The organism is Arthrobacter sp. L77, from assembly GCF_000816565.1.
Lineage (GTDB): Bacteria > Actinomycetota > Actinomycetes > Actinomycetales > Micrococcaceae > Arthrobacter_D > Arthrobacter_D antioxidans.
Window position 1 is genome coordinate 615,223 of record NZ_JWSU01000006.1, and the last position, 22,886, is coordinate 638,108.

Annotated in this window: 25 protein-coding genes; 7 read left to right on the top strand and 18 right to left on the bottom strand. The window is 71.2% G+C overall.

Features of this window, described 5'->3' with window-relative positions; all coding sequences use genetic code 11:
• Positions 1 to 198: 198 nt before the first annotated feature.
• The 6 genes from aceE to fabF all read left to right on the top strand — a co-directional run bounded on the left by aceE (position 199) and on the right by fabF (position 8,170).
• The gene (aceE, locus tag RY94_RS13075) at positions 199 to 2,952 is read left to right on the top strand and encodes a pyruvate dehydrogenase (acetyl-transferring), homodimeric type (protein WP_043445740.1); all 2,754 of its coding nucleotides are present in this window, start codon (positions 199 to 201) and stop codon (positions 2,950 to 2,952) included.
• Between the two features lie 120 nt (positions 2,953 to 3,072).
• Entirely contained in the window at positions 3,073 to 4,395 is a 1,323-nt protein-coding gene (locus RY94_RS13080; protein WP_082046341.1) for a PucR family transcriptional regulator, read from the top strand.
• A gap of 78 nt (positions 4,396 to 4,473) precedes the next feature.
• Entirely contained in the window at positions 4,474 to 5,439 is a 966-nt protein-coding gene (locus RY94_RS13085; RefSeq protein WP_043445743.1) for an ACP S-malonyltransferase, read from the top strand.
• On the top strand, positions 5,436 to 6,497 hold the full coding sequence (locus tag RY94_RS13090; protein WP_043445745.1) for a beta-ketoacyl-ACP synthase III: 1,062 nt from the start codon (positions 5,436 to 5,438) through the stop codon (positions 6,495 to 6,497). Before RY94_RS13085 ends, RY94_RS13090 begins: the two co-directional genes overlap by 4 nt.
• Before the next feature lie 76 nt (positions 6,498 to 6,573).
• Entirely contained in the window at positions 6,574 to 6,819 is a 246-nt protein-coding gene (locus tag RY94_RS13095) for an acyl carrier protein (protein ID WP_043445747.1), read from the top strand.
• Between the two features lie 115 nt (positions 6,820 to 6,934).
• On the top strand, positions 6,935 to 8,170 hold the full coding sequence (gene fabF / locus RY94_RS13100) for a beta-ketoacyl-ACP synthase II (protein ID WP_043445750.1): 1,236 nt from the start codon (positions 6,935 to 6,937) through the stop codon (positions 8,168 to 8,170).
• Between the two features lie 72 nt (positions 8,171 to 8,242).
• Here the strand turns inward: fabF and RY94_RS13105 are convergent, their stop codons facing one another.
• The 6 genes from RY94_RS13105 to RY94_RS13130 form a co-directional block, all read right to left on the bottom strand.
• A complete protein-coding gene (locus RY94_RS13105; RefSeq protein WP_043445754.1) occupies positions 8,243 to 8,746 on the bottom strand; it encodes a DUF3145 domain-containing protein in 504 nt (167 codons plus the stop codon).
• 224 nt (positions 8,747 to 8,970) lie between these two features.
• Positions 8,971 to 9,903, bottom strand: coding sequence for a tyrosine recombinase XerC (locus tag RY94_RS13110; protein WP_043445757.1), 933 nt, complete (start codon positions 9,901 to 9,903; stop codon positions 8,971 to 8,973).
• A 218-nt stretch (positions 9,904 to 10,121) separates the two neighbouring features.
• Positions 10,122 to 10,745 (bottom strand): methylated-DNA--[protein]-cysteine S-methyltransferase, encoded by a 624-nt coding sequence (locus RY94_RS13115; RefSeq protein WP_052274336.1) that lies wholly within the window; start codon positions 10,743 to 10,745, stop codon positions 10,122 to 10,124.
• A gap of 88 nt (positions 10,746 to 10,833) precedes the next feature.
• A complete protein-coding gene (dprA, locus tag RY94_RS13120) occupies positions 10,834 to 12,033 on the bottom strand; it encodes a DNA-processing protein DprA (RefSeq protein ID WP_043445759.1) in 1,200 nt (399 codons plus the stop codon).
• Complete coding sequence (locus tag RY94_RS13125; protein ID WP_043445762.1) at positions 12,030 to 13,565, bottom strand: YifB family Mg chelatase-like AAA ATPase; 1,536 nt, start codon at positions 13,563 to 13,565, stop codon at positions 12,030 to 12,032. Before RY94_RS13125 ends, dprA begins: the two co-directional genes overlap by 4 nt.
• Entirely contained in the window at positions 13,565 to 13,930 is a 366-nt protein-coding gene (locus RY94_RS13130) for a YraN family protein (RefSeq protein WP_197060674.1), read from the bottom strand. The genes RY94_RS13125 and RY94_RS13130 overlap by 1 nt, the downstream gene beginning before the upstream one ends.
• Positions 13,931 to 14,123: 193 nt before the next feature.
• Between RY94_RS13130 and RY94_RS13135 the strand changes: the two genes are divergently transcribed.
• Complete coding sequence (locus RY94_RS13135; RefSeq protein WP_156135172.1) at positions 14,124 to 14,426, top strand: hypothetical protein; 303 nt, start codon at positions 14,124 to 14,126, stop codon at positions 14,424 to 14,426.
• A gap of 25 nt (positions 14,427 to 14,451) precedes the next feature.
• Here RY94_RS13135 and RY94_RS13140 read toward each other — a convergent pair whose 3' ends face one another.
• The 12 genes from RY94_RS13140 to RY94_RS13195 form a co-directional block, all read right to left on the bottom strand.
• Positions 14,452 to 14,778, bottom strand: a complete 327-nt coding sequence (locus RY94_RS13140) for a DUF2469 domain-containing protein (RefSeq protein WP_043445771.1) — start codon at positions 14,776 to 14,778, stop codon at positions 14,452 to 14,454.
• Between the two features lie 7 nt (positions 14,779 to 14,785).
• Positions 14,786 to 15,526 (bottom strand): ribonuclease HII, encoded by a 741-nt coding sequence (locus RY94_RS13145; protein ID WP_052274337.1) that lies wholly within the window; start codon positions 15,524 to 15,526, stop codon positions 14,786 to 14,788.
• Positions 15,523 to 16,371, bottom strand: coding sequence for a signal peptidase I (gene lepB / locus RY94_RS13150; RefSeq protein WP_052274338.1), 849 nt, complete (start codon positions 16,369 to 16,371; stop codon positions 15,523 to 15,525). Before lepB (RY94_RS13150) ends, RY94_RS13145 begins: the two co-directional genes overlap by 4 nt.
• 88 nt (positions 16,372 to 16,459) lie before the next feature.
• Positions 16,460 to 17,059, bottom strand: coding sequence for a signal peptidase I (lepB, locus tag RY94_RS13155; protein ID WP_442853452.1), 600 nt, complete (start codon positions 17,057 to 17,059; stop codon positions 16,460 to 16,462).
• An 87-nt stretch (positions 17,060 to 17,146) separates the two neighbouring features.
• Positions 17,147 to 17,506: a 50S ribosomal protein L19 gene (gene rplS, locus RY94_RS13160; protein WP_043446665.1), complete on the bottom strand. Its 360-nt coding sequence runs from the start codon at positions 17,504 to 17,506 to the stop codon at positions 17,147 to 17,149.
• Positions 17,507 to 17,718: 212 nt separating this feature from the next.
• A complete protein-coding gene (gene trmD / locus RY94_RS13165; RefSeq protein ID WP_043445776.1) occupies positions 17,719 to 18,507 on the bottom strand; it encodes a tRNA (guanosine(37)-N1)-methyltransferase TrmD in 789 nt (262 codons plus the stop codon).
• Positions 18,507 to 19,145, bottom strand: coding sequence for a ribosome maturation factor RimM (gene rimM, locus RY94_RS13170; RefSeq protein WP_082046342.1), 639 nt, complete (start codon positions 19,143 to 19,145; stop codon positions 18,507 to 18,509). The genes trmD and rimM overlap by 1 nt, the downstream gene beginning before the upstream one ends.
• Positions 19,146 to 19,268: 123 nt before the next feature.
• On the bottom strand, positions 19,269 to 19,514 hold the full coding sequence (locus tag RY94_RS13175; protein WP_043445779.1) for an RNA-binding protein: 246 nt from the start codon (positions 19,512 to 19,514) through the stop codon (positions 19,269 to 19,271).
• Position 19,515: 1 nt separating this feature from the next.
• On the bottom strand, positions 19,516 to 19,920 hold the full coding sequence (gene rpsP / locus RY94_RS13180) for a 30S ribosomal protein S16 (RefSeq protein ID WP_043445782.1): 405 nt from the start codon (positions 19,918 to 19,920) through the stop codon (positions 19,516 to 19,518).
• Between the two features lie 154 nt (positions 19,921 to 20,074).
• Positions 20,075 to 20,974 (bottom strand): VOC family protein, encoded by a 900-nt coding sequence (locus tag RY94_RS13185; protein WP_043445785.1) that lies wholly within the window; start codon positions 20,972 to 20,974, stop codon positions 20,075 to 20,077.
• A 37-nt stretch (positions 20,975 to 21,011) separates the two neighbouring features.
• Positions 21,012 to 22,127 carry an amidohydrolase family protein gene (locus tag RY94_RS13190; RefSeq protein ID WP_331375977.1) on the bottom strand — a complete coding sequence of 372 codons (1,116 nt, stop codon included), beginning with the start codon at positions 22,125 to 22,127 and terminating at the stop codon, positions 21,012 to 21,014.
• Positions 22,128 to 22,148: 21 nt separating this feature from the next.
• The gene (locus RY94_RS13195) at positions 22,149 to 22,856 is read right to left on the bottom strand and encodes an alpha/beta fold hydrolase (protein WP_043445788.1); all 708 of its coding nucleotides are present in this window, start codon (positions 22,854 to 22,856) and stop codon (positions 22,149 to 22,151) included.
• Between the last annotated feature and the right edge of the window lie 30 nt (positions 22,857 to 22,886).

The window sequence follows — 22,886 nt, forward strand, 5'->3', positions numbered from 1 at the left end:
GTACGCGCCCGCACACGCCCTCGGCGTAATCTGCCCGGCGGCCCGGCCCCCGCTACGCATCGGGCGCACGGCGGCGATAGAGTGAAGCACCATATGGCCTGGGTGCATACGCCGGGCATACATCGCTGCGCGGGCCAACGAGCCGTGCGCAGGCATTAAGCGACACAGACATAATCTGTGGAAGTGGAGAGACATCACGTGGCTGCAGAACAAGGTACGGCGGATATTCTGAGCGGTCTGACCGTCGGCAAGCCCGACGGGGATCCCGAGGAGACTGCCGAGTGGATCGAATCCCTCGACGAGCTGATCCGCGTCCAGGGCACCGAACGCGCGCAGTACATCATGCGTTCGCTCCTCCAGCGGGCCGGCGCCCAGTCCGTGGGCGTGCCGATGGTCACGACGACCGACTACGTCAACACCATCCCGGCGGACCAGGAAGCGGAGTTCCCGGGCGACGAGGAGATCGAGCGCAAGTACCGCGCCTGGCTGCGCTGGAACGCGGCCGTCATGGTGCACCGGGCGCAGCGCCCGGAGATCGGCGTCGGCGGTCACATCTCGACGTACGCCGGTGCGGCGACCCTGTACGAGGTCGGCTTCAACCACTTCTTCAAGGGCAAGGACCACCCGGGCGGCGGCGACCAGATCTTCTTCCAGGGACACGCCTCCCCCGGCATGTATGCGCGCGCCTACCTCGAGGGACGCATCACCGAGGAGGACCTCGACGGCTTCCGGCAGGAGAAGTCGAAGGAGGGCCACGCCCTCTCCTCCTACCCGCACCCCCGCCTGATGCCGCACTTCTGGGAATTCCCGACCGTGTCGATGGGCATCGGGCCCATGAACGCCATCTACCAGGCCCAGTCGAACCGCTACCTGCACAACCGCGGCCTCAAGGACACCTCCGAGCAGCAGGTCTGGGCGTTCCTCGGCGACGGCGAGATGGACGAGCCCGAATCGCGCGGCCTGCTCCAGCTCGCCGCGAACGAGAACCTGGACAACCTCAACTTCGTGATCAACTGCAACCTGCAGCGCCTCGACGGGCCGGTGCGCGGCAACGGCAAGATCATGCAGGAGCTCGAGGCCTTCTTCCGCGGCGCGGGCTGGAACGTCATCAAGGTGGTCTGGGGCCGCGAGTGGGACTCGCTGCTCGCCAAGGACCACGGCGGCGCACTGGTCGACATCATGAACCAGACGCCCGACGGCGACTACCAGACCTACAAGGCCGAGTCCGGCGGCTTCGTCCGTGACCACTTCTTCGGCAAGTCGCCCGAGACGAAGGCCATGGTCGAGGACCTCACCGACGCCGAGATCTGGAACCTCAAGCGCGGCGGCCACGACTACCGCAAGGTGTACGCCGCGTACAAGGCCGCCACCGAGTTCAAGGGCAAGCCGACGGTCATCCTGGCGAAGACGGTCAAGGGCTACGGCCTGGGCCCGCACTTCGAGGGCCGCAACGCGACCCACCAGATGAAGAAGCTCACCAACGCCGACCTGAAGGCGTTCCGCGACCACCTGCGGATCCCCGTCACCGACGAGCAGATCGACGACGACCTCTACAACGCGCCGTACTACCACCCGGGCGCCGACGCCCCCGAGATCAAGTACATGCTCGAGCGCCGGCGCGAGCTCGGCGGCTTCGTCCCCGAGCGCCGGACCAAGCACACCGACGTGGTGCTGCCCGGCGACAAGGCGTACACGACCGCCAAGAAGGGCTCCGGGAAGCAGATGGCCGCCACCACCATGGCGTTCGTGCGCATCCTGAAGGACCTCATGCGCGACAAGGAGTTCGGCAAGCGCATCACGCCGATCATCCCCGACGAGGCCCGCACCTTCGGCATGGACTCGTTCTTCCCGACGGCCAAGATCTACAACCCCAAGGGCCAGAACTACCTGTCCGTGGACCGCGACCTCGTCCTCGCCTACAAGGAGTCCGTGGAGGGCCAGATCCTCCACGCGGGCATCAACGAGGCGGGGTCCATGGCAGCCTTCACGGCCGCCGGGACCGCCTACGCCACCCAGGGTGAGCCGCTGATCCCGATCTACGTCTTCTACTCGATGTTCGGCTTCCAGCGCACGGGCGACTCCATCTGGGCCGCCGCGGACCAGATGGCGCGGGGCTTCATCATCGGCGCCACCGCCGGACGCACCACGCTGACCGGTGAGGGCCTGCAGCACGCGGACGGCCACTCCCCGATCCTCGCGTCGACGAACCCCGCCGTCATCACCTACGACCCGGCGTTCGGCTACGAGATCGGGCACATCGTCCGCGACGGCCTCAACCGGATGTACGGGGACATCGGCGACAAGCCGGAATCCTTCCGGAACGTCATGTACTACATCACGGTGTACAACGAGCCGTTCCAGCAGCCCGCCGAGCCGGAGGAACTGGACGTCGAGGGCCTGCTCAAGGGCATCTACCTCCTGAAGCCCGCGAAGGTCGACGGACCGAGGACCCAGCTCCTCGCCTCCGGCGTCGCCGTCCCGTGGGCCCTCGAGGCGCAGCAGATCCTCGCCGACGAGTGGGGTGTCTCGGCCGACGTCTGGTCCGTGACCTCCTGGAACGAGCTGCGCCGCGACGGTCTCGACGCGGAGGAGGAGGCCTTCCTCAACCCTGGCGCCGATGCACGCAAGCCGTTCATCACCCAGCAGCTCGAGGGGGCCACCGGACCGATCGTCGCGGTCTCCGACTTCATGAAGGCCGTCCCCGACCAGATCCGCCAGTTCCTGCCGAACGAGTTCGCGACCCTCGGAGCCGACGGCTTCGGCTTCTCGGACACCCGCGCGGCGGCACGCCGGTACTTCAAGATCGACAGCCACTCCGTCGTCGTCCGGGCGCTCGAGATGCTCGCCCGCCGCGGCGAGGTCGACGCCAACGCGCCGAAGGAGGCCATCGAGAGGTACCGCCTGCTCGACGTGAACGCCGGCACCACCGGCAACACGGGCGGCGAGGCTTAGGCCCGGCGTCCCCTGACGGGGCGACGACGGGAGCAGATCACCCTGCTTCCGCCGTCGCCCTCTTTTTTGTAGCCTTCTCACAAATGGAGGGCGGCCTGCCGGAGACCGTATGCTCGGAGGATGCCGCAGCCCCACGACGTCCCCGCCAGCGTCCCGAGCCCCGGTGGGGCGACGAACGCGGGCAGCGCTCCCCCGGATCCGGCGACCGTCGAGAAGCTGCGCGCCACGATCGGCTCGCTGTCCACCGCGACCCTCCGGCAGCTCGACGCCGACCTGCCGTGGTACCGCGGACTGCGGCCGGACGAGCGCTCCGCGCTCGGGCTGGTGGCGCAGAAGGGCATCGCGTCCTTCGTCAACTGGTACCAGAAGCCCGTGTCACCGGCCTGGGTCCTCAGCGACGTCTTCGGCACGGCGCCCACGGAGCTCACCCGCTCCATCAGCCTCCAGAAGGCCCTGCAGCTCATCCGCGTGGTGGTGCAAGTCGTCGAGGACCACGTGCCCTTCCTGGCGCCCGCCGCCGACCAGGGGCCCCTGCGGGAAGCCGTTCTCCGCTACTCGCGCGAGGTCGCCTTCGCCGCGGCCGACGTCTACGCCCGCGCCGCCGAGACCCGCGGGTCCTGGGACACGCGGCTCGAAGCGCTCGTGGTGGACGCGATCCTGCGCGGCGAGAGCTCGGACGCGCTCCGCTCCCGGATCGCCGCCGTCGGCTGGAAGTCCCAGGCCCGTATCACCGTCATGGTCGGCAGCGCCCCGCAGGAGCCGAACGCCGGCTTCCTCAACGAGCTCCGCCGTGTCACCGGACGCCTGGCCGAGGACGTCCTCGTGGGCATCCAGGGGGAGCGGCTCATCCTCGTGCTCGGCGGCGTCCGTGACGCGGACAAGGCCTATCCGAGGATCAGCGAGCTCTTCGGCGACGGCGCCGTCGTCTTCGGACCCGAGGCGGAATCGCTCGTCGCCGCCAGCAGCTCGGCCCAGGCGGCCTTCGCGGGACTGACGGCCGCCCGGGCCTGGCCGGGAGCGCCCCGGCCGGTCTCCTCCGAGGACCTGTGGCCCGAGCGCGTGATGTCCGGCGACGACACCGCGCGCAGGGCCCTGATCAGGATGATCTACCGCCCGCTCCTGGCGGCCTCGAACGGGCTGGAGCAGACCCTCTCGGCCTACCTGAGCCTCGGCCACTCACTGGAGGCCACCGCGCGGGCCCTCTTCGTGCACGCGAACACCGTCCGGTACCGCCTCCGCCGTGTCTGCGACGTGACCGGCTGGGATCCGCTCGTCCCCCGCGAGGCGTACGTCCTCCAGACGGCGCTCGTCGTCGGCCGCCTCGCGCCCCCGCAGACCACCGCCGGCCCCGGCGGTCCGGCGCCCGGGACGGGGCGGGGAGCACGCGCGACACCCGTCGACCAGGGCGCGACGACGGCTGCCGCGCGCCCCCTCTCCTTGTAGACTTCCCACAAAGACGCTCAGGGAGCTTGGTTCAGCCGAACACCCGATATTGCCCCACCGATTTGGAAAGCTGGAAGAGTGCTTGCAATCGCCTGCCCCGGACAGGGCTCACAGACACCGGGCTTCCTGAGCCCCTGGCTCGAGCTCCCAGGAGTCCGCGACCATCTGGACCGACTCAGTGAGCGGGCCGGCACGGACCTCGTCCGCCACGGCACCGTCTCCGACGAGGAGACCATCAGGGACACCGCCGTCGCCCAGCCGCTGATCGTCGCGGCCGGCCTCGTGACCGCGCGCCTGATCCTCCAGGACCACCCGCTCACCGCGGCCACCGTCGTCGCAGGTCACTCCGTGGGTGAACTGACCGCCTCGGCCGTCGCGGGCGCTCTCAGCGAGGACGACGCCGTCGCCTTCGTCCGTGTCCGGGCCAACGCCATGGCCGAAGCCGCGGCCGCCCTGCCCACGGGCATGAGCGCCGTCCTGGGCGGCGATCCGGACGAGGTCGCCGCGGTGCTCGCGGAGCTCGGGCTCACCGCCGCGAACGCCAACGGCGGCGGGCAGGTCGTCGCCGCCGGCACCCTCGAGCAGCTGGCCGCCCTCGCCGACGCTCCCCCGGCGAAGGCCCGCGTCATCCCCCTGAAGGTCGCCGGGGCCTTCCACACCAGCCACATGGCCCCGGCCGTGACGGCCCTGGAAGCACTGCGCCCGAGCCTGTCCCCGACGGACCCGCTCGCCACCCTCGTGTCCAACTATGACGGTCGGCCGGTCGCCACGGGAGAGGCCAACCTCGACAGCCTGATCGCGCAGGTCTCGCGCCCGGTCCGCTGGGACCTCTGCATGGAATCCCTGCAGGAGATGGGCGTCACCGGGATGATCGAACTCTCCCCCGCAGGCACGCTGACCGGTCTGGCCAAGCGCGGAATGCGCGGTACGGCGGCACTCGCAGTAAAGTCGCCAGAGGACCTTGACGCCGCCCGCAGCTTCCTCAAGGAGCACTCGCGGACCTCGGATCTCGATCCGTCCCTTACCTCCGAAGGACCTCAGTGAGCATCACCGCCCTCAAGCAAGCACCCCTCCGCGAACACACCCGCATCCTCGGCGTCGGCGCCTACCGGCCGGAGGTCATCGTCACCAACGAGGACGTGTGCCAGTGGATCGACTCCTCCGACGAATGGATCCGGCAGCGGACCGGCATCGTCACCAGGCACCGCGCGCCCCGCGACGTCAGCGTCATCGACATGGCGGAAGCCGCCGCCCGGGAAGCGCTGGAGGCCGCGGGGATCGAGGCGTCCCAGCTCGGAGCCGTCCTCGTCTCGACGGTGACGCATCCCTACGCCACGCCGTCGGCGGCAGCCCAGCTGACCGACCGCCTGGGGGCGACACCGGCACCGGCGTTCGACATCTCCGCAGCCTGCGCCGGCTACTGCTACGGCATCGCCCAGGGTGACGCGCTGGTCCACGCGGGCACCGCCGAGTACGTCCTCGTGGTGGGCGTCGAGAAGCTCTCGGACTTCATCGACAACGCCGACCGCACCATCTCGTTCCTCCTCGGCGACGGCGCCGGTGCCGTGGTGATCGGCCCCGCCGATTCGGCGGGCATCGGGCCCTCCGTGTGGGGATCGGACGGCAGCAAGCACGAGGCCATCCGGATGAACCGGTCCCTCATCGACGTACGCGACTACGCCCTCGGCGCCGTCGCCACCGACACGGAGCGTGAGGCCGACGCCGACGCCGGCCGCGAGAGCCTCTGGCCCACCATGGTCCAGGACGGACCCACGGTGTTCCGCTGGGCCGTCTGGGAGATGGCCAAGGTCGCCCAGAAAGCCCTCGACGCGGCCGGAGTGACCGCGGACGACCTCGCAGTGTTCCTCCCCCATCAGGCCAACATCCGTATCATCGATGAGATGGTGAAGCAGCTGAAGCTCCCCGAGCATGTCTACGTGGCACGGGACATCGTGGACGCGGGCAACACCTCCGCGGCCTCGATCCCCCTCGCCATGCACCGCACCCTCAAGGAACAGCCGTCGCTGAGCGGGAAGCTCGCCCTGCAGATCGGTTTCGGCGCGGGCCTCGTGTTCGGCGCGCAGGTCGTGGTTCTTCCCTAGTTTTCAAGCCCAGACCGCGAGAGTGCGGTCTGACCATCCCCGCCGGTGCACCGGCAAGAACAGAAAAGGAGCCACCATGGCTAGCAACGAAGAGATCCTGACCGGCCTGGCCGAGATCGTCAACGAAGAGACCGGCCTCGCGCCGGAGTCCGTGGAAATGGACAAGTCCTTCACGGACGACCTCGACATCGACTCCATCTCGATGATGACCATCGTCGTCAACGCCGAAGAGAAGTTCGGCGTGCGCATCCCCGACGAGGAAGTCAAGAACCTGAAGACCGTCGGCGACGCCGTCAACTTCATCTCGGGCGCTCAGGCCTAGTTCCTGCGGTTCCGAGCGCTGCGGCCGCTCCCGGCGACCCCGCCGTGAGCGGCCGTACTCGTAATCCCCCCGCCCCGGTCGTGCCGGCGCACCTCCCAGCTTCGAAAGAGTGACCATGCCACGCAAAGTCGTCATCACCGGACTCGGTGCCACCACCCCCATCGGCGGGGACGTCCCGTCCATGTGGGCCAATTCCCTCAAGGGTGTCTCGGGCGCACGGACCATCGAAGCCGACTGGGTGGAGAAGTACGAGCTGCCGGTCACCTTCGCCGCGCAGATCACGACCCCCGCCTCCGAGGTCCTCTCCCGGGTCGAGGCCAAGCGGATGGACCCCTCCACGCAGTTCGCCGTCGTCGCCTCCCGCGAGGCGTGGCGGGACTCCGGGATCGAGGACATCGACAAGGACCGCCTGGCCGTGGCCTTCGCGACCGGCATCGGCGGCGTGTGGACGCTGCTCGATGCCTGGGACACGCTGCGTGAGAAGGGGCCCCGACGGGTCCTGCCCATGACCGTGCCCATGCTGATGCCCAATGGTCCCGCGGCGGCAGTCAGCCTCGACCTCGGCGCCCGCGCCGGCGCCCACACCCCGGTGTCCGCGTGCGCCTCGGGTACCGAGGCCCTGCACCTGGGCCTCGACCTGATCCGGTCCGGCAAGGCCGACGTCGTCATGTGCGGCGGCGCCGAAGCCGCGATCCACCCCATGCCGATCGCCGCGTTCGCCGCCATGCAGGCGCTGTCCCGGCGGAACGACGAGCCGGAGCTGGCCTCGCGTCCCTACGACACGGCCCGCAACGGCTTCGTCATGGGTGAGGGCGCCGGTGCGCTCGTCATCGAGGCCGAGGAGCACGCCCTGGCCCGCGGTGCCCGCATCTACGCCGAGCTCGCCGGCACCTCCGTGACCGCGGACGCCTATCACATCACGGCCCCCGACCCCGAGGGCCTGGGCGCGACCCGCGCTCTCAAGGCCGCCCTGTTCGACGCCCGCGCCCAGGCCGAGGACGTGGTCCACGTCAACGCGCATGCCACGTCGACCCCGGTCGGCGACAAGCCGGAGTACATCGCCCTGAAGGCGGCGCTGGGCAACCACGTGCACGAGGTGGCGGTCTCGGCGACGAAGTCGCAGACCGGCCACCTCCTCGGAGCGTCGGGCGCCGTGGAAGCCGTCATGACGGTCCTCGCCATCCACGAGCGCAAGGCCCCCCTGACGATCAACCTCGACAACCAGGATCCCGAGATCCCCCTCGACGTCGTCACGGCCCCCCGCGATCTGCCCGCCGGCGACATCGTCGCGCTGAGCAACTCCTTCGGGTTCGGCGGCCACAACGCCGTCATCGTGCTCCGGAACGTCTGAGCCTGTACCAGCGAGAAAGGCGCCACCCGCACGGGTGGCGCCTTTCTCGTAGGTCGCGGCGTGTCCGGGCGGTCAGCCCACCTGATGCAGCCAGCGCACAGGGGCTCCCTCGGCGGCGTGGCGGAAGGGCTCGAGTTCCTCGTCCCAGGACTCCCCGAGCGCGAGGGACAGCTCGTGGTAGACGGCGGCGGGATCACCGGCTCCCGCCTCGTAGGCGTAGCGGATGCGGTCCTCGGTCACCATGATGTTGCCGTGGACGTCCGTCGTGGCGTGGAAGATGCCGAGCTCGGGCGTGTGCGACCACCGACCGCCGTCAGCACCGGCGCTCTGCTCCTCGGTGACCTCGTACCGCAGGTGGGCCCAGCCACGGAGCGCGGAGGCGAGTTGCGCACCCGATCCCTGGGGGCCGACCCACGAGAGTTCGGCGCGCAGCATTCCGGGCGCGGCGGGCTGCGCCGTCCACTCCATGTCGAGGCGCTTGTCCAGCACCGAGCCGATCGCCCACTCGACATGAGGGCACAACGCAGTAGGGGCTGAGTGCACGTACAAGACACCGCGCGCCATCACAACAGACATTCCATCCTCCATAGCTGTAGGTACGTCTTCCCCAACGACCTGCAACGGATGATGACAGTGCGATGAACCTGGCAGAGCTTTCCGAGACCCTCCCGCGATACCACGCGGGATCCGCCTGACTCCTGCTCATTGTGCACGAGAGGCGTGAATTTCGCCACTTCGCCGGCGGCGCGCCCATCCCTTGGACGGAGTGTGCCGGAGCAGGCGCCCGGGAGGTGCGTCCCTCAGGCCCGGGGGTGCGCCTGCTCGTAGCTGCGGCGGAGCCGGTCGACGGACACATGCGTGTACAGCTGGGTGGTGGCCAGGCTGGAGTGCCCGAGGATCTCCTGGACCGCGCGGAGGTCGGCGCCGCCGTCGAGCAGATGGGTCGCAGCGCTGTGGCGCAGGGCGTGCGGGCCGCGGGCGGAGGTGTCCCCGAGCGCGTCGAGGGTCGCCCGCACCTGGGCGCGCACCGCACGCTGGTCGATGCGCCCGCCGCGCCGGCCCAGGAAGAGGGCGGGACCGCTCTTCCCGGTCACCCACCGCGGCCGGCCGCGCCGGAGCCAGTCGTCGACGGCGTGCGCGGCCGGGACGCCGTAGGGGACGGTGCGCTCCTTCGCCCCCTTGCCGAGCACCACGAGGGTACGCCGCTCGGTGTCGAGGTCGTCGATGTCGAGTCCCACCAGCTCCCCGACGCGGACGCCCGTCCCGTACAGCAGCTCGAGCATCGCCCGCAGCTGCAGCTCGTGCGGGTCGCCCTGCCCGGTCCGCTCGGCCGCGCTCGTGAACATCGCGGCGGCCTGCGGCTGGCTGAGGACGGCGGGCAGGGTGCTGCTGCGCTTGGGAGCGCGGAGGCGGAGGGCAGGGTTGGCGGGCACGAGCTCCTCGCGGACCGCCCAGTCCATGAAGGTTCGGACGGAGGCGGACCGTCGTGCGATGGTCGACCGGGACAGCCCCGCCGCGTCGAGCGCGCCGAGCCACGCGCGGAAATGGCGCAGTTCCAGCTGCGTCAGCGCGGTGACGCCCGACTCCCCCGCGTGCAGCAGGAAGAGCTCAACGTCCTTCAGGTACGCGCGGACCGTGTGCTCCGAGCGGTTGCGCTCCCGCGTCAGGTAGTCCCCGAATCCGTCGAGGCCCGCGCGGAGCTCGCCCGCCATTCCCGTACTGCTCTCTGCCATGAAATCCTCCGCTCCCCAGTATCCACGGCGTCCTCCGTCCCGCGTGCCCTCCAGCGCGGCGGGGCGCCTTCACGGGCCGCGTGGCGGCTCCGGACCGGCGCCGGGCGATGGACCGACGCGGCACACGGGATCGGCACGGCGTCCCGGGTCGGCGCGGCCACCCGGACCGGCGCGGCCACCCGGACCGACGGCGTCCGCCCGTCGCGGCACACACCGACTCACCGGTAGGCGTCCGGCACGGACACGGGTCCGGACGGTGCTCGATGGGCCAGCTCCAGCTCCAGCAGTGCGGTCTTGGTCGCTGTCCCCGCCGCATACCCGACCACGGCACCGGTGCTGCCGACCACCCGGTGGCCCGGCACGATGACCGACACGGGGTTGCTGCGCACCGCTGCCCCGATCGCGCGGCCCATCCGGGGGTTGCCGAGCAGGGTGGCGATGTCGCGGTAGCTGCGGGTCTGCGCGTAGGGGATCGCACTCACCGCAGCCCAGACCTGCTGCTGGAAGACCGTGCCCTGGAGCTCGATGGGCAGGTGGAAGGTGTGCCGTGACCCGGCGAAGTACTCACCGAGCTCCCGGTCCGCCTGGAGGAGCAGTTCGGCGGTGCGGGAGGGCGCGGCCGGGGCCCGGGCTTCGGGGGTCGGCGGGGCATCCCGCCGGCGGGGGCCGTCCTCCTCGAGGCGGCGCCCGAGGCTCGCCCGGTCCGGAGCCGGTGAATGCTCCTCGTGGTACAGGCCGACGATCGCTTCGGTGCCGGCGACGATCAGCAGGGGCCCCACCGGTGATGGGATCTCGTGGTGCCACCGCTCGGTCGTCGGGTCGAAGGGATGGGTCTCGGTCATGGGGGTCCTCCTGGGTGACGGGATGCGGACGGCAGGGCCGGGTGGGGCCGCGGCGGCACGCACCGGTGGGCCGGCCGTGCGAGGGGTGTCAGGCTCTGCGGCGACACCACCCGCCGCCGGCCCTGACGGCGAGTCCTGCCAGCTCGAGGCGGGCGAGCCCGCTGATGACCTCCCGCGTGGACAGGCCCGCGACGACGGACAGCTTGTCCACCGTCGTGGGAGCGCGGACGGGGAGGCCGTCCAGCAGGAGGAGGTCCGGAATGGTGAGGCCGTCGTGGTCCAGGACAGGAGCGGCGTCGGCCCGCGCCAGGTCGCCGAGCGGCGCGGTGCCGAAAGGCCCTGCGAGCTCGATGACGTCGGCGGCGTCCGTGACGCACACCGCCGTGCCGTCCCGCAGCAGGCGGTGGCAGCCCGCGGAATTCGCGGAGTGCACGGAGCCGGGCACCGCTCCGACGGGCCGGCCGAGACCGGCGGCATGATGCGCCGTGTTGAGCGCCCCCGAGCGCCAGCGCGCCTCGACCACCACCGTGACCGCGCTGAGGGCCGCGATGAGCCGGTTGCGCTGAAGGAACCGCCAGCGCGTCGGGGAGCTGCCGGGCGGGACTTCGGAGATGAGCACCCCCTGGTCGGCGATCGCCCGCAGCAGGTCCTCGTTCCCGGCCGGGTAGTACCGGTCGATACCGCACGCGAGGATGGCGATGGTGGCGGCGTGGTCGCCGCCCCCTGTCGTGGCGAGCGCGGCCCGGTGCGCCTGCGCGTCGATGCCGTAGGCGCCGCCGGAGACCACGGTGAATCCGCGCGTGCCGAGTCCGGCGGCCAGATCGGAGGTGACGGAGGACCCGTAGGTGGTGCTGTCCCGCGAACCGACGAGGGCGGCGAGACGCGCGGACGGCGGGATCTCGTGCCGGCCCCGCACCCAGAGGCACAGCGGCGCCGCCTGCTGCAGGTCATCCAGCGCCGTGGGCCAGGCACCGGACTCCGGGGTGACGAGACGTCCCCCGAGCCGGTCCAGGCCCGCCAGATCCCTCTCGGGCGCGAGGTCGCGCAGGCGCGGCGCCCATCGCGCCAGCCCGTCCTCCAGGGGACGGCGGCTGCCGTCCGGGAGGTCGAGGGCTTCGCCCAGCCGGCGGTTGACGTCGGTGCCCACCCCGATCTCCCGGCGGGCGATGCGCAGGGCATCCACGGGACCGACGACCGACACCAGGGCCAGGCCCACGGCGTCGGAGGGTTCGAATAGCCGTGACAGCGCGGCCCTGGTCAGGCGGAGATCCTGCTCCCTCCCGCTCACGCGGCACGCTCCTGCAGGCGGAAACCGAGGGCTGTGACGACGTCGTCCGCGTCGGGGCGGGAGCGCCCGGCGAGGTCCGCGATGGTCCACGCGACGCGCAGGACCCTGTCCCAGCCGCGCGCACTGACGAGGTTCCGGTCGAGCGCTCGGTCGAGCGGGGCCGTGACGGCCCGCGGGAGCGCCAGCTCACCCCGGAGGATGCGCCCCTGCACCTCCGCGTTGGTGGCGTAGTCCCAGTGGTGGAGGCGTTCCCGCTGCGCCGCACGAGCCTCGGCGACCCTGCCGGCGACGGCGGCGGACGGCTCGGAAGACCGGACGTCCACGTAGTCGGCAAGGCTCACCCGCTGGACGGCCAGCTGCAGGTCCACGCGGTCCAGCAGCGGCCCGGAGAGGCGGTTGAAGTACCTCCGGCGCTGCTGCGCGGTGCACAGGCAGTCGATCCCCTTGCCGTTCGCGAGGCCGCAGGGGCAGGGGTTCAGGGCCAGGACGAGCTGGAAGCGGGCCGGGTAGGACGCCGTGCCGGAGGCCCGGTGCAGGACCAGCATGCCGCTCTCGAGCGGCTCGCGCAGCGCCTCGAGGACGCGCCTCTCGTACTCCGGCGCCTCGTCCAGGAACAGGATGCCTCGGTGCGCCCGGGATGCGGCCCCCGGTCTCGGGATGCCGCTGCCGCCCCCGATGATGGAGGCGGGCGTCGCCGTGTGGTGTGGGCTCTCGAAGGGCGGCTTCCGCACCAGCTCGGTGCAGAGCCGCTCGCCGGAGAGGCTGTGGATCGCCGTCACCTCCATCGCGTGGTCGTCGTCGAGATCCGGGAGGATGCCCGGCAGCCGCTCCGCGAGCATCGTCTTGCCGGCACCGGGCGGCCCGACCATGAGGAGGTGGTGGGCTCCCGCGGCGGCGATCTCCAGCGCGAACCGCGCCTCGTGCTGGCCCGCGATGTCGGAGAGGTCCCGGGCGGGCCCGGACCGGACCGTCGGCGGGACCGGTTCGCTGCGGACGACGGGCTCCGGCAGTGCGACCTGGGCGGCGTCGGCTCCGAAGGCCAGCACCACCTCGGCGAGCGTGCGGTAGGACCCGACGTCGGCGGCCGGGACGAGAGCCGCCTCCGGCGCGTTCTCCTCCGCGACGATGATGCGGTGGTGCCCGGCCTGCACGGCGGCCATCACGGCGGGCAGCACCCCGCGGACCGGCCGGAGCTGCCCGTCCAGTCCCAGTTCGGCGATGAAGACCGTGGACCCGACGCCGCGGACGTCCCCCGCCGCGGCCAGCGCCGACATGACGATCGCGAGGTCGAAGGAGGACCCGCGCTTCGGCAGGGACGCGGGGATGAGGTTGACCGTGATCTTCCGTCGGCTGAGGGGTACGCCGGCGTTGCGGGCCGCAGCCCTGATGCGGTCCTTGGCCTCGTTGAGCGACGCGTCCGGCAGGCCGAGCAGCACGAACGCGGGCAGGGTCTGCCCGATGTCCGCCTCGACCTCGACGACGTGCCCGTTCAGGCCGACCAGGGACACCGCGTAGGTGCGTCCGAGCGCCATCAGATCACGGCCCGCACGTGTTCGATGCGCGGGGCCCCCGTGCCGTCGTCGAGGACACCGACGGCGTCGATGCGGAAGCCGCTGAACCGCAGATGGTGCGCGCGGGCCCACTGCGAGGCGAGCAGGTAGAGCCTCTCGAGCTTGCCGGCCGTGATGGCCTCCAGGGGCTGCCCGAAATCATCCGAGCTGCGTGTCTTGACCTCCACGATCACCAGGGTGGACCCGTCCACCGCCACGAGGTCGATCTCCCCCGCCGGGCACCGCCAGTTCCGATCGACGATCGTCAGGCCGGCCCGCTCCAGGAAGAGCGCGGCGATCGCTTCCCCCCGACGCCCCAATTGATCCTTCGCCACCATGGCTATCACCTCCGCACCCAGCCTCGGCCCGACGGGACGGCCCGGAGCGGCGGCAATCGCCTATGTGGACAACCGGGGGCGACAACCGCGGCCGCTGCCCCCGTCGACCGACAGGGCACTGGTGGACGGACCGGCGTCGGCCTAGCGTGGAGGTGCAGCGGCAGCCGACCGGCCGCCGCGCCCACGACGGATGGAGGACACCGTGTCAGAGCAGAGTGATGTCATGCCCGGTGGGACCGAAGCGGATCTCCAGGAGCAGCTCACGGAGGCCCGGGCCGCCGGGTCGGGAACCACGGCCGTGGCCGGCAGCGGCACGGGAGGCTCGGAGGCCGATCGGCAGGAACAGGGCACGCCCCTCGATGCCGGCGCCGCCGGGGGCGGCGTGGGGATCGCCGGCGAAGGGACGGGAGGCTCGGAGGCCGACCGCCTGGAGCAGGCCGCGGACGTGCCGCTGGACGCCGAGGACGCCTTCCCGCACGGAGGCGGGGACGACGACGGGCCCTGACGCCGTCAGGACCCGTCGGAGGGCGTCAGTTGCCCAGGGTGCCGTCCTTGGGCAGGGCGATGTCGTCCGACTTGGCGAGCTCCTCGACGTTGACGTCCTTGAACGTGATCACGCGGACGTTCTTCACGAAACGGGCCGAGCGGTACACGTCCCACACCCAGGCGTCCTGGAGCGTCAGGTCGAAGTAGACCTCGCCGTCGGCCGAGCGCGCCTGGAGGTCCACGTGGTTCGCCAGGTAGAACCGGCGCTCCGTCTCCACGACATAGCTGAACAGCCCCACCACGTCCCGGTACTCGCGGTAGAGCTGGAGCTCCATGTCGGTTTCGTAGTTCTCAAGATCCTCGGCACTCATTCGATCATCATCCTCCACTTTCCGTTCGGGCAGCGTCAGGCCGCGCCAGGCTTCCCAGACGCCAGGTCCTCCGGTGGTACTCGCTCGGGCCGGCCACGTCGATGGCCGCGCGGTGGCTTTCCGTCGCGTAGCCCTTGTTCACGTCCCAGCCGAAGTCCGGGTGGTCGGCGGCGAGGGACACCATCAGGGCATCGCGCTCCACCTTGGCCAGCACGCTGGCCGCCGCGACGCTCAGGCATTTCAGGTCCGCCTTGATCCGGGTGTGCACCGGGGCCGTGCAGCCGCCCTGCTCGATCCCGACCGCGCCCCCGCCCGCCCCGAAGAGCACGCCCTGGGACCGCGCGGACAGCCAGTCGTGGTTGCCGTCGAGGATGACGACGTCGGGGGTGACCGTCTCGAGGACCGAGGCCCATGCCCTGCTCCCGGCGACACGCAATGCTGACATCAGTCCCAGCGCGTCGATCTCCGCCGCCGAGGCATGGCCGACGGCGGACGCGACGGACCAGCGGCGGATGCGGGGCACCAGGGCCTCACGCTCCGCCGCGGGCAGCAGCTTGCTGTCCCGCACACCCCGCAGCGGGGCCGGTGCGCCGAGGTCGACGACCACGATGCCGACCGACACCGGTCCGGCCAGGGCTCCCCTGCCCACCTCGTCGCATCCGGCCACGTAGCGATGGCCCGCGGTGGCGAAGGACTTCTCGACGCTCAGGGTGGGAGCGGTGGACCGTCGTGTGCGCAGGGGCGTCATGGCCCGGTCGGTGCAGGGGTGGGGACGGGAGTGGGCTGCGCACCGGGCTGGGGGTCGGGCACGCCGTCGAACACGTCCGACGGCGTGGCGAGGAAGCCGAGGCGGTTCAGCGGCCACGCGATGACCGCCGCCTTGCCCTCGACGTCGTCGATGTCGACGAAGCCCTTGCCGGTCTTGGTCTGGTTGGCCCGCGAGTCGGCGGAGGCGTTGCGGTGGTCCCCCATCACCCAGAGCTTGCCCTCGGGGACGACGACGTCGAAGGGCAGGTCGGAGGGGTTGGCCCCCGGGTAGAGGTACGGCTCGTCGAGCGGCTCGCCGTTGACGGTGAGGCGGCCCTGCGCGTCGCAGCAGATGACGTGGTCGCCCGGGAGCCCGATGACGCGCTTCACCAGGTGCTGCTGGGACTCGTCCGGGGCGAGCCCGATGAAGATGAGCGCCTCCTTGAACCAGCTGACCTGCGCCTCGGCCTGCTCGGGCAGCCAGCCCTCCGTGTCGCTGAAGACGACGATGTCCCCGCGCTGCAGGTCGAAGGGCTGCGGCACCAGCTGGTTGACGAAGATGCGGTCGTCGATCTCCAGGGTCTCCTCCATGGACCCGGACGGGATGAAGAACGCACGGAAGAGGAAGGTCTTGATGAGGAAGGAGAGCACCAGCGCGATCACGACGATCGTGCCGATCTCCTTGAGCCATGCGGCGAACCCGCGATCGCGGTCCTTGCCGTCGCGCTGCCGCTTCCTGGGGGCGTCGGGCACGGTTTCCTCCGCGGAGGATGCGTCGGGATCGGACGCCGGTGGTGCAGGGGCCTCGGCCCGCGAAGAGGACTTCCTGCGGAAGCTCCGTGCCATGTGAACAGTTTCCTCTGTACTCGTGATGCCCGGCTGCCGACGGTGCCGGGAAGGGTCTCCGACGGGCGACCGTGCCACCGGGTGGACGTCAGTCGGACGGTCGGTCGATCGGGCCGGACCGGTCCAGTGGCCAGACTAGCTGAAAGGCCCGCCCGATGATCCGATCCTCGGCGATGAGCCCGCCGCCGGGTGCGCCGAGCAGCGACCGCGAGTCCGTCGACGCCGACCGGTGGTCGCCGAGGAGCCACAGCCGGCCCTCGGGGACGACGACGTCGAAGCTCGTTGTGCTCGCGTCGTCGCCCGGATGGATGTACGGCTCCCGGAGGGTGTGCCCGTTCACCGTCAGGGATCCGTCTGCGCTGCAGCACCTCACGTGGTCCCCGCCGACACCGATCACGCGCTTGACGTAGGTGGTGTCGTTGCCCGCGAGCCCGAGCCACTGGCCCGCGCCGGCGAGGACCCGCTCGGGGAGGCTCCGCGGGTCCGTGATCGGGTCGAAGGACCCCCGGCCGTCGAACACGACGACGTCGCCGCGCCGGACGTCCGACGCCGCGAGCTTGGTCACGAGCACGCGGTCGCCCTCGGTGAGCAGGGGCTCCATGGACTCGGACGGGATGAAGTAGACGTCCAGGAGGAAACCGCGCACGAGCCCTGTGACGAGGACGGCGAGCATGACGGCGGAGAACACGAAACGCCAGCCCACAGAGCGGGGCCGGCGTTCCGGTTGCCCTCCAGCCGGAGACTGGGAAGCGGGCGTTTCATGCACCAGAAGGAGCTACTTGACCGTCTTGGGGTCGCGCTTCTCCTTGATCTTCGCTGCCTTGCCGCGCAGTTCGCGCATGTAGTACAGCTTGGCGCGGCGGACATCGCCCTTGGAGACGACTTCGATCTTGTCCAGGACCGGGCTGTGCACGGGGAACGTACGCTCCACGCCCACACCGAAGCTCACCTTGCGGACCGTGAAGGTCTCGCGGATGCCGTCGCCCTGGCGGCCGAGGACGAAGCCCTTGAAGATCTGAACACGGGTGTTCTTGCCTTCGATGATGTTGACGTGGACGTTGACGGTGTCGCCGGCGCGGAAGTCGGGGACGTTGTCGCGGAGGGATCCGGCGTCGACTGAATCGAGAATATGCATGGTCATGCTCCTGGTGGACGCCACAGGTCATCCACGTTGGTCACGGCGGCCAGGGACCGGGCGCAGGGCCCGGACGATACCGCCGAAGAAGTTGTCCGGCCGATCCGATGATTCGGTGGCCGGTGTGTGAACTGTTGGCCGCACGCCCCCTGTGGCAGGGTCCGGCCCAGTGGACACAAGGCACGATTATTCCACAGCGCCCGCGCCAACCACTAATGCTGCGGTCTGGTCAGCCTGCCGTCGACGACGTCGAAACCCGCCGCGCGCAGCGCCGTGAGGTCCGCCTTGCCGAGGGCGCCGACGTCGACGCGGCCGAGGAGGTCGGGGCGCCGGTCGGCGGTGCGCTGGAACTGCTCGAGCCGCCGCCACTGCGCGATCTTCGCGTGGTTGCCGCTCAGCAGCACCTCGGGGACCTCGCGTCCGCGCCACGACGACGGCTTCGTGTACACGGGGTACTCGAGCAGGCCGTCCGAGTGGGACTCCTCCACGAGGGATTCCGGGTTGCCGACGACGCCGGGGATGAGGCGTGCGACGGCCTCGACCATCGCGAGCACCGCCACTTCCCCGCCGTTGAGGACGTAGTCGCCCAGTGAGACCGGCCGGACGTCGAACTCCTCGCGCGCCCAGTCGACCGCGCGTTCGTCGATGCCCTCGTACCGGCCGCACGCGAAGACCAGGTGGTCCAGCGCGGCGAGCTCGTACGCCATCGCCTGGTCGAACACGGCACCGGCCGGGGACGGCACGATGAGCGTGGGCCGGGAGGCGGCGGGCGCGTCCGCCCGGACGGCCTCGAGCGCCTGCGCCCAGGGTTCGGGCTTCATGACCATGCCCGCGCCGCCGCCGTAGGGGGTGTCGTCGACCGTCCTGTGCCTGTCGGTCGTGAAGGACCGCAGGTCGTGGATGCGCACGTCCAGGACGCCGTCCTGGCGGGCCTTCCCGATGAGGGACAGGTCGAGCGCGGCGAGGTACTCCGGGAAGATGGAGACGACGTCGATGCGCACTAGTCGCGCGTCCCGCCCGGCCCGGAATCGGCGGGGGCATCGGCGGGGGGATCGGCGGGGGGATCGGTCGGCGCGCCGGCGGAGTCGCGCGCGATGTCGTCGCCGTCGTCGGGCGCCTGGTTGGAGCCGGGCGTGTTCAGGTCGAAGAGGCCCGCCGGCGGCACGATGGTCAGGAAGCCGGCGCCAGGGTCCACCTCGGGCACGATCGACGTGACGAACGGCACCAGCGCCTCGTGGCCGTCGGCGAGTTCGACGACGAGGAGGTCCTGGACCGCCATGGTGCGCAGGGCGGTGACCTTGCCCACGGTCGTCCCGTCCACGCGGGCGTCGAGGCCGACGAGCTCGTGCTCGTACCAGGCGTCGTCGTCGTCGTCCTGGGCGCCGGCCGTGTCGATGAAGAGCTGGGCACCGCGCAGGGTCTCGGCCTGGTTCCGGTCCGCCACCTGCTCGAAACCGACGATCAGGATGTCCTTGTTCCACCGCGCCTTCACGACCGTCAGCTCGGTGACGGCCGCGCCCTCCACGCGGAAGGTCCCGCCCGGCTCGAAGCGGTCCTCCGGGGCGTCGGTGAAGAGCTGGACCGTCACCTCTCCGCGGATGCCGTGGGGCTTCCCGATCCTGGCTACGAGTACGTCCATCGTGGTGCTCCTGCTGTGGGTGGCTGAATCATGGGTACTTCAGGGGTGAACGGGAACGGCCCCACCACCAGGTCCTGGTGGTGGGGCCGTTCGGCATGCTGGATGGCGTGAAGCTCGGGCCGGTCAGTCCCGGCGCCGGTCGGTGTCGACGACGTCGACCCGCACCGGCTCGCCGTCCGCGAGGGCCGACACCACGGTGCGCAGCGCGCGGGCGGTGCGCCCCTGGCGGCCGATCACACGGCCGAGGTCCTCCTGATGGACGCGGACCTCGAGCGTCTCGCCGCGGCGGTTGTTCTTCGCGGCGACCCTGACGTCGTCAGGGTTGTCGACGATGCCGCGGACGAGGTGCTCCAGAGCTTCGGCCAGCAAGTTACTCTGCCTCGGTGGCTTCCGCGGCGGCGTCGTCGGTCTTCTTCGCCTTCGGCGTGATGGCCTCGGGGACGATCACGGAGCCCTTCTCGGGGGCGACGAACGCCTCCTTGGCGGCCTTGGTCCTCAGGGTGCCTTCCTGGCCCTTGAGTCCCTTGAACTTCTGCCAGTCACCGGTGATCTTGAGCAGCACGGAGACCTGCTCGGTGGGCTGCGCGCCGACACCGAGCCAGTACTGCGCACGCTCGGAGTTGATCTCGATGAACGAGGGCTCCTCGGTGGGGTTGTACTTGCCGATCTCTTCGAGGGCACGGCCATCACGCTTGGAGCGTGAATCCATGACGACGACGCGGTAGAACGGTGCGCGGATCTTGCCCATGCGCTTGAGGCGAATCTTTACGGCCACTTGTGTGGTCACTCCTTGTAAATGAAAAGGGGCGAACCCGTCATCCTGCTCCCGTGGGGCGGGCCATTCATGAGGGTTCAAAGGACACAATGCACGCGCAGAGAGAGGGGCTGCACGGATCGAGTACGGAACCATTGTGCCAGACGGCCGTGCTTTAGGCGATTCCGCCGGACGCGTCGCCGGCGGCGACGCGGAGCCGGTTCCGCCAGGGGTCCTCGAAGCGCAGTTCGGCCCCCGTGTGGTGGCTCGCGACGCCCGCGTGGGCGAGGCGGTCCGCCAGCGCCCCGACCTCGTCCGCCGACGATACCCGGATGAGCACCTCACCGAGGCCGAGGGTGTCCTTCCGTGGCCCGGCGCCGCGGCTGTTCCAGACGTTCATGGCCATGTGGTGGTGGTAGCCGCCCGCGGAGACGAAGAGGGCCTGGTCGTGCCACCCGGCGGTGCGCTCGAAGCCGAGGACGTCCACGTAGAAGCCGTGGGCCGTGCCGACGTCGCCGACCTGCAGGTGGACGTGCCCTACGGTCGCGGCCCTCGACTCCGCGGACGACGCCGCCTCCTCGGTGAGGTGCCGCTCGAGGTAGTCCCGCGGGGGCAGGGGGAGGCTGTCCATCACCACCGAGCGGGTCCCGCGCCCGTCGCCCGTCCACGTCCAGCTGTCCCGGGGCCGGTCGACGTACAGTTCGATGCCGTTCCCCTCGGGGTCGGTGAAGTAGAACGCCTCGCTCACGAGGTGGTCGGCGCTGCCCACATAGGCACTGAGCGGATGGCGCGCGGCGGAGGCGACGGCGGCGGCCAGGTCCGCACGGTCCGCGAAGAGGAGGGCGGTGTGGAAGAGGCCGGCCTCGCCACGCGGCGGGAGGTGCAGGTGGCGGGCGGATTCGAGGCGGAGGACGGCGCTCCCCCGCCGTCCGAGGACGACGGCGTCCGCTGCGTCCTCGATCACCTCCAGGCGCAGCGCGGCGGTGTAGTAGCGCGTCAGCCCGGACAGGTCGCCGACCCTGAGCGTCAGCGCCCCCATGGCGGTGTCGGTGGGCAGCAGGTCCTGCGCGGGCATATCGGCTCCTCGGTGTGGAAGGTCTCCCCTGCACAACTTATTGAAGCTTCAACTTATTCCGGCGGGGCCGTCCGGACGACCTCTCCGCGCAGCACCACGGCCCGGAGGGCGGCGAGGGTGCCGGCGTCCAGGCGCGGATCGGCGGCGCAGACGACGGCGTCAGCGCTCGCCCCCTCCGCGATCCCCGGGAAGCCCAGCCAGGCGCGGGCGGACCAGCAGGCCGCGTCGANGGGCCGAGGCCGGCGGCGGCCAGTGCCGCCACCTCGTCCGGGAGCCGGCCGTGGGCGATGACGCTGCCGGCGTCGGTGCCCGCGTAGACGGCGATCCCGGCGTCGTGCGCCCGCCGGACCATCGCCTCCCGGCCGCCCCACAGCCGGCGCATGTGCGCCGCGTAGTCGGGGTACCTGCCGGCGGCGCCGTCGGCGATGGCGGGGAAGGTGTCGATGTTGATGAGCGTGGGGACGATCGCCACGCCCTGCTCCACGAACCGGGGGATGTGCCGCGGGAGCATGCCGGTGGCGTGCTCGATGCAGTCGATCCCGGCGTCGAGCATGCCGTCGAGCGTCTCGGCCGCGAAGCAGTGCGCGGTCACGCGGGCACCTTCCGCGTGCGCGGCGTCGACGGCGTCCCTCAGGGCCTCGGGCGGGAAGGCGGGCGCGAGGTCGCCGAGGGAGCGGTCGATCCAGTCCCCCACGATCTTGACCCATCCGTCGCCGCGGCGCGCCTGCTCCGCGACGGCCCCGGCGAGGTCCGCCGGTTCCACCTCGACGGCGTAGTCGCGGAAGTAGCGGCGCGTCCGTGCCACGTGGCGGCCCGCGCGCACCAGGCGGGGCAGGTCCGCGCGCTCCTGGATCCATCGCGTGTCGTTGACGACGCCGGCGTCGCGGATGAGCAGCGTGCCTGCATCGCGGTCCTGCAGGGCCTGCTGTTCCGCCAGGTCGTCGGGGACCCGGCCGCGCCGGTCGAGGCCGACGTGGCAGTGGGCGTCCACCAGGCCGGGCAGCACCCAGCCCTCGATGGTCCGCAGCGGACGGCCGGCCGGGCGCCGGAAGGTGAAGCGGCCGTCCTGCACGTAGACGTCCGCCACCGACCGCGACGGGGACAGCAGCACCGTCCCGGTGAGGTGCAGGAACCCGGGCCCGTCAGGCAGCATGAGGCCCGTCGGCGGCGATCGTCACGCGGCGGCCTGGTGCCGGCCGGCGCGCAGGAAGGACCGGATGAGCGCGTCTCCCTCGGGGGTGTCGTGCGGCCGGTGCCCGCCGGGTGCTACCCGGTGGATCGCGCCCGTGCCGGCGAGGTACTCGGCGACCTCCTCGTACAGGGGCTCCCACCCCCCGGTCAGCACCAGGGTCGGCACGCCGGGGACGATCGCCAGTGGGGCCTCCCACGGAGGGCTCTGGAGCCGGAGCCTCGCGGCGTCGCGCCGGGCATCGGTCGTGGCGGGCGTCCGCGCGTCGGCGTCGAACACGCGCCGCACGAAGGCGCGGAGGAAGTCGTCGTCGGACATCGCATGGCGCTCCGCGAAGAGCGGCGTCATGAGGGCGATGTGCGCGGCCGTGGCCGGGAGCTCCGCCGTGAGGGAGAAGCATGCCGGCTCCACGAGGGTGAGCGAGCGCACCAGGTCGGGACGTTCGACGGCGAGCATCATGGCCGCCACGGCGCCCTGGGAATGGGCGACGACGTGTCCCCCGCCGCCCAGCGCGTCCGCGATGATCTCCTGGTCCCGGCCGTGGTCGGTGGCGACCGGCTCCTCGGTGGCCGAGAACCCGTGCCGGCGGACGTACAGGCAGTCGAAGTCGATGGACAGGCCGTGCTGCCGGGGCCAGGCCGCGGCACCGAAGGACCCGCTGCCGTGCACGAACACCACGCGCTCGGCGCCCATCACAGCCCGGCGCCCATCAGGGCCGGCATC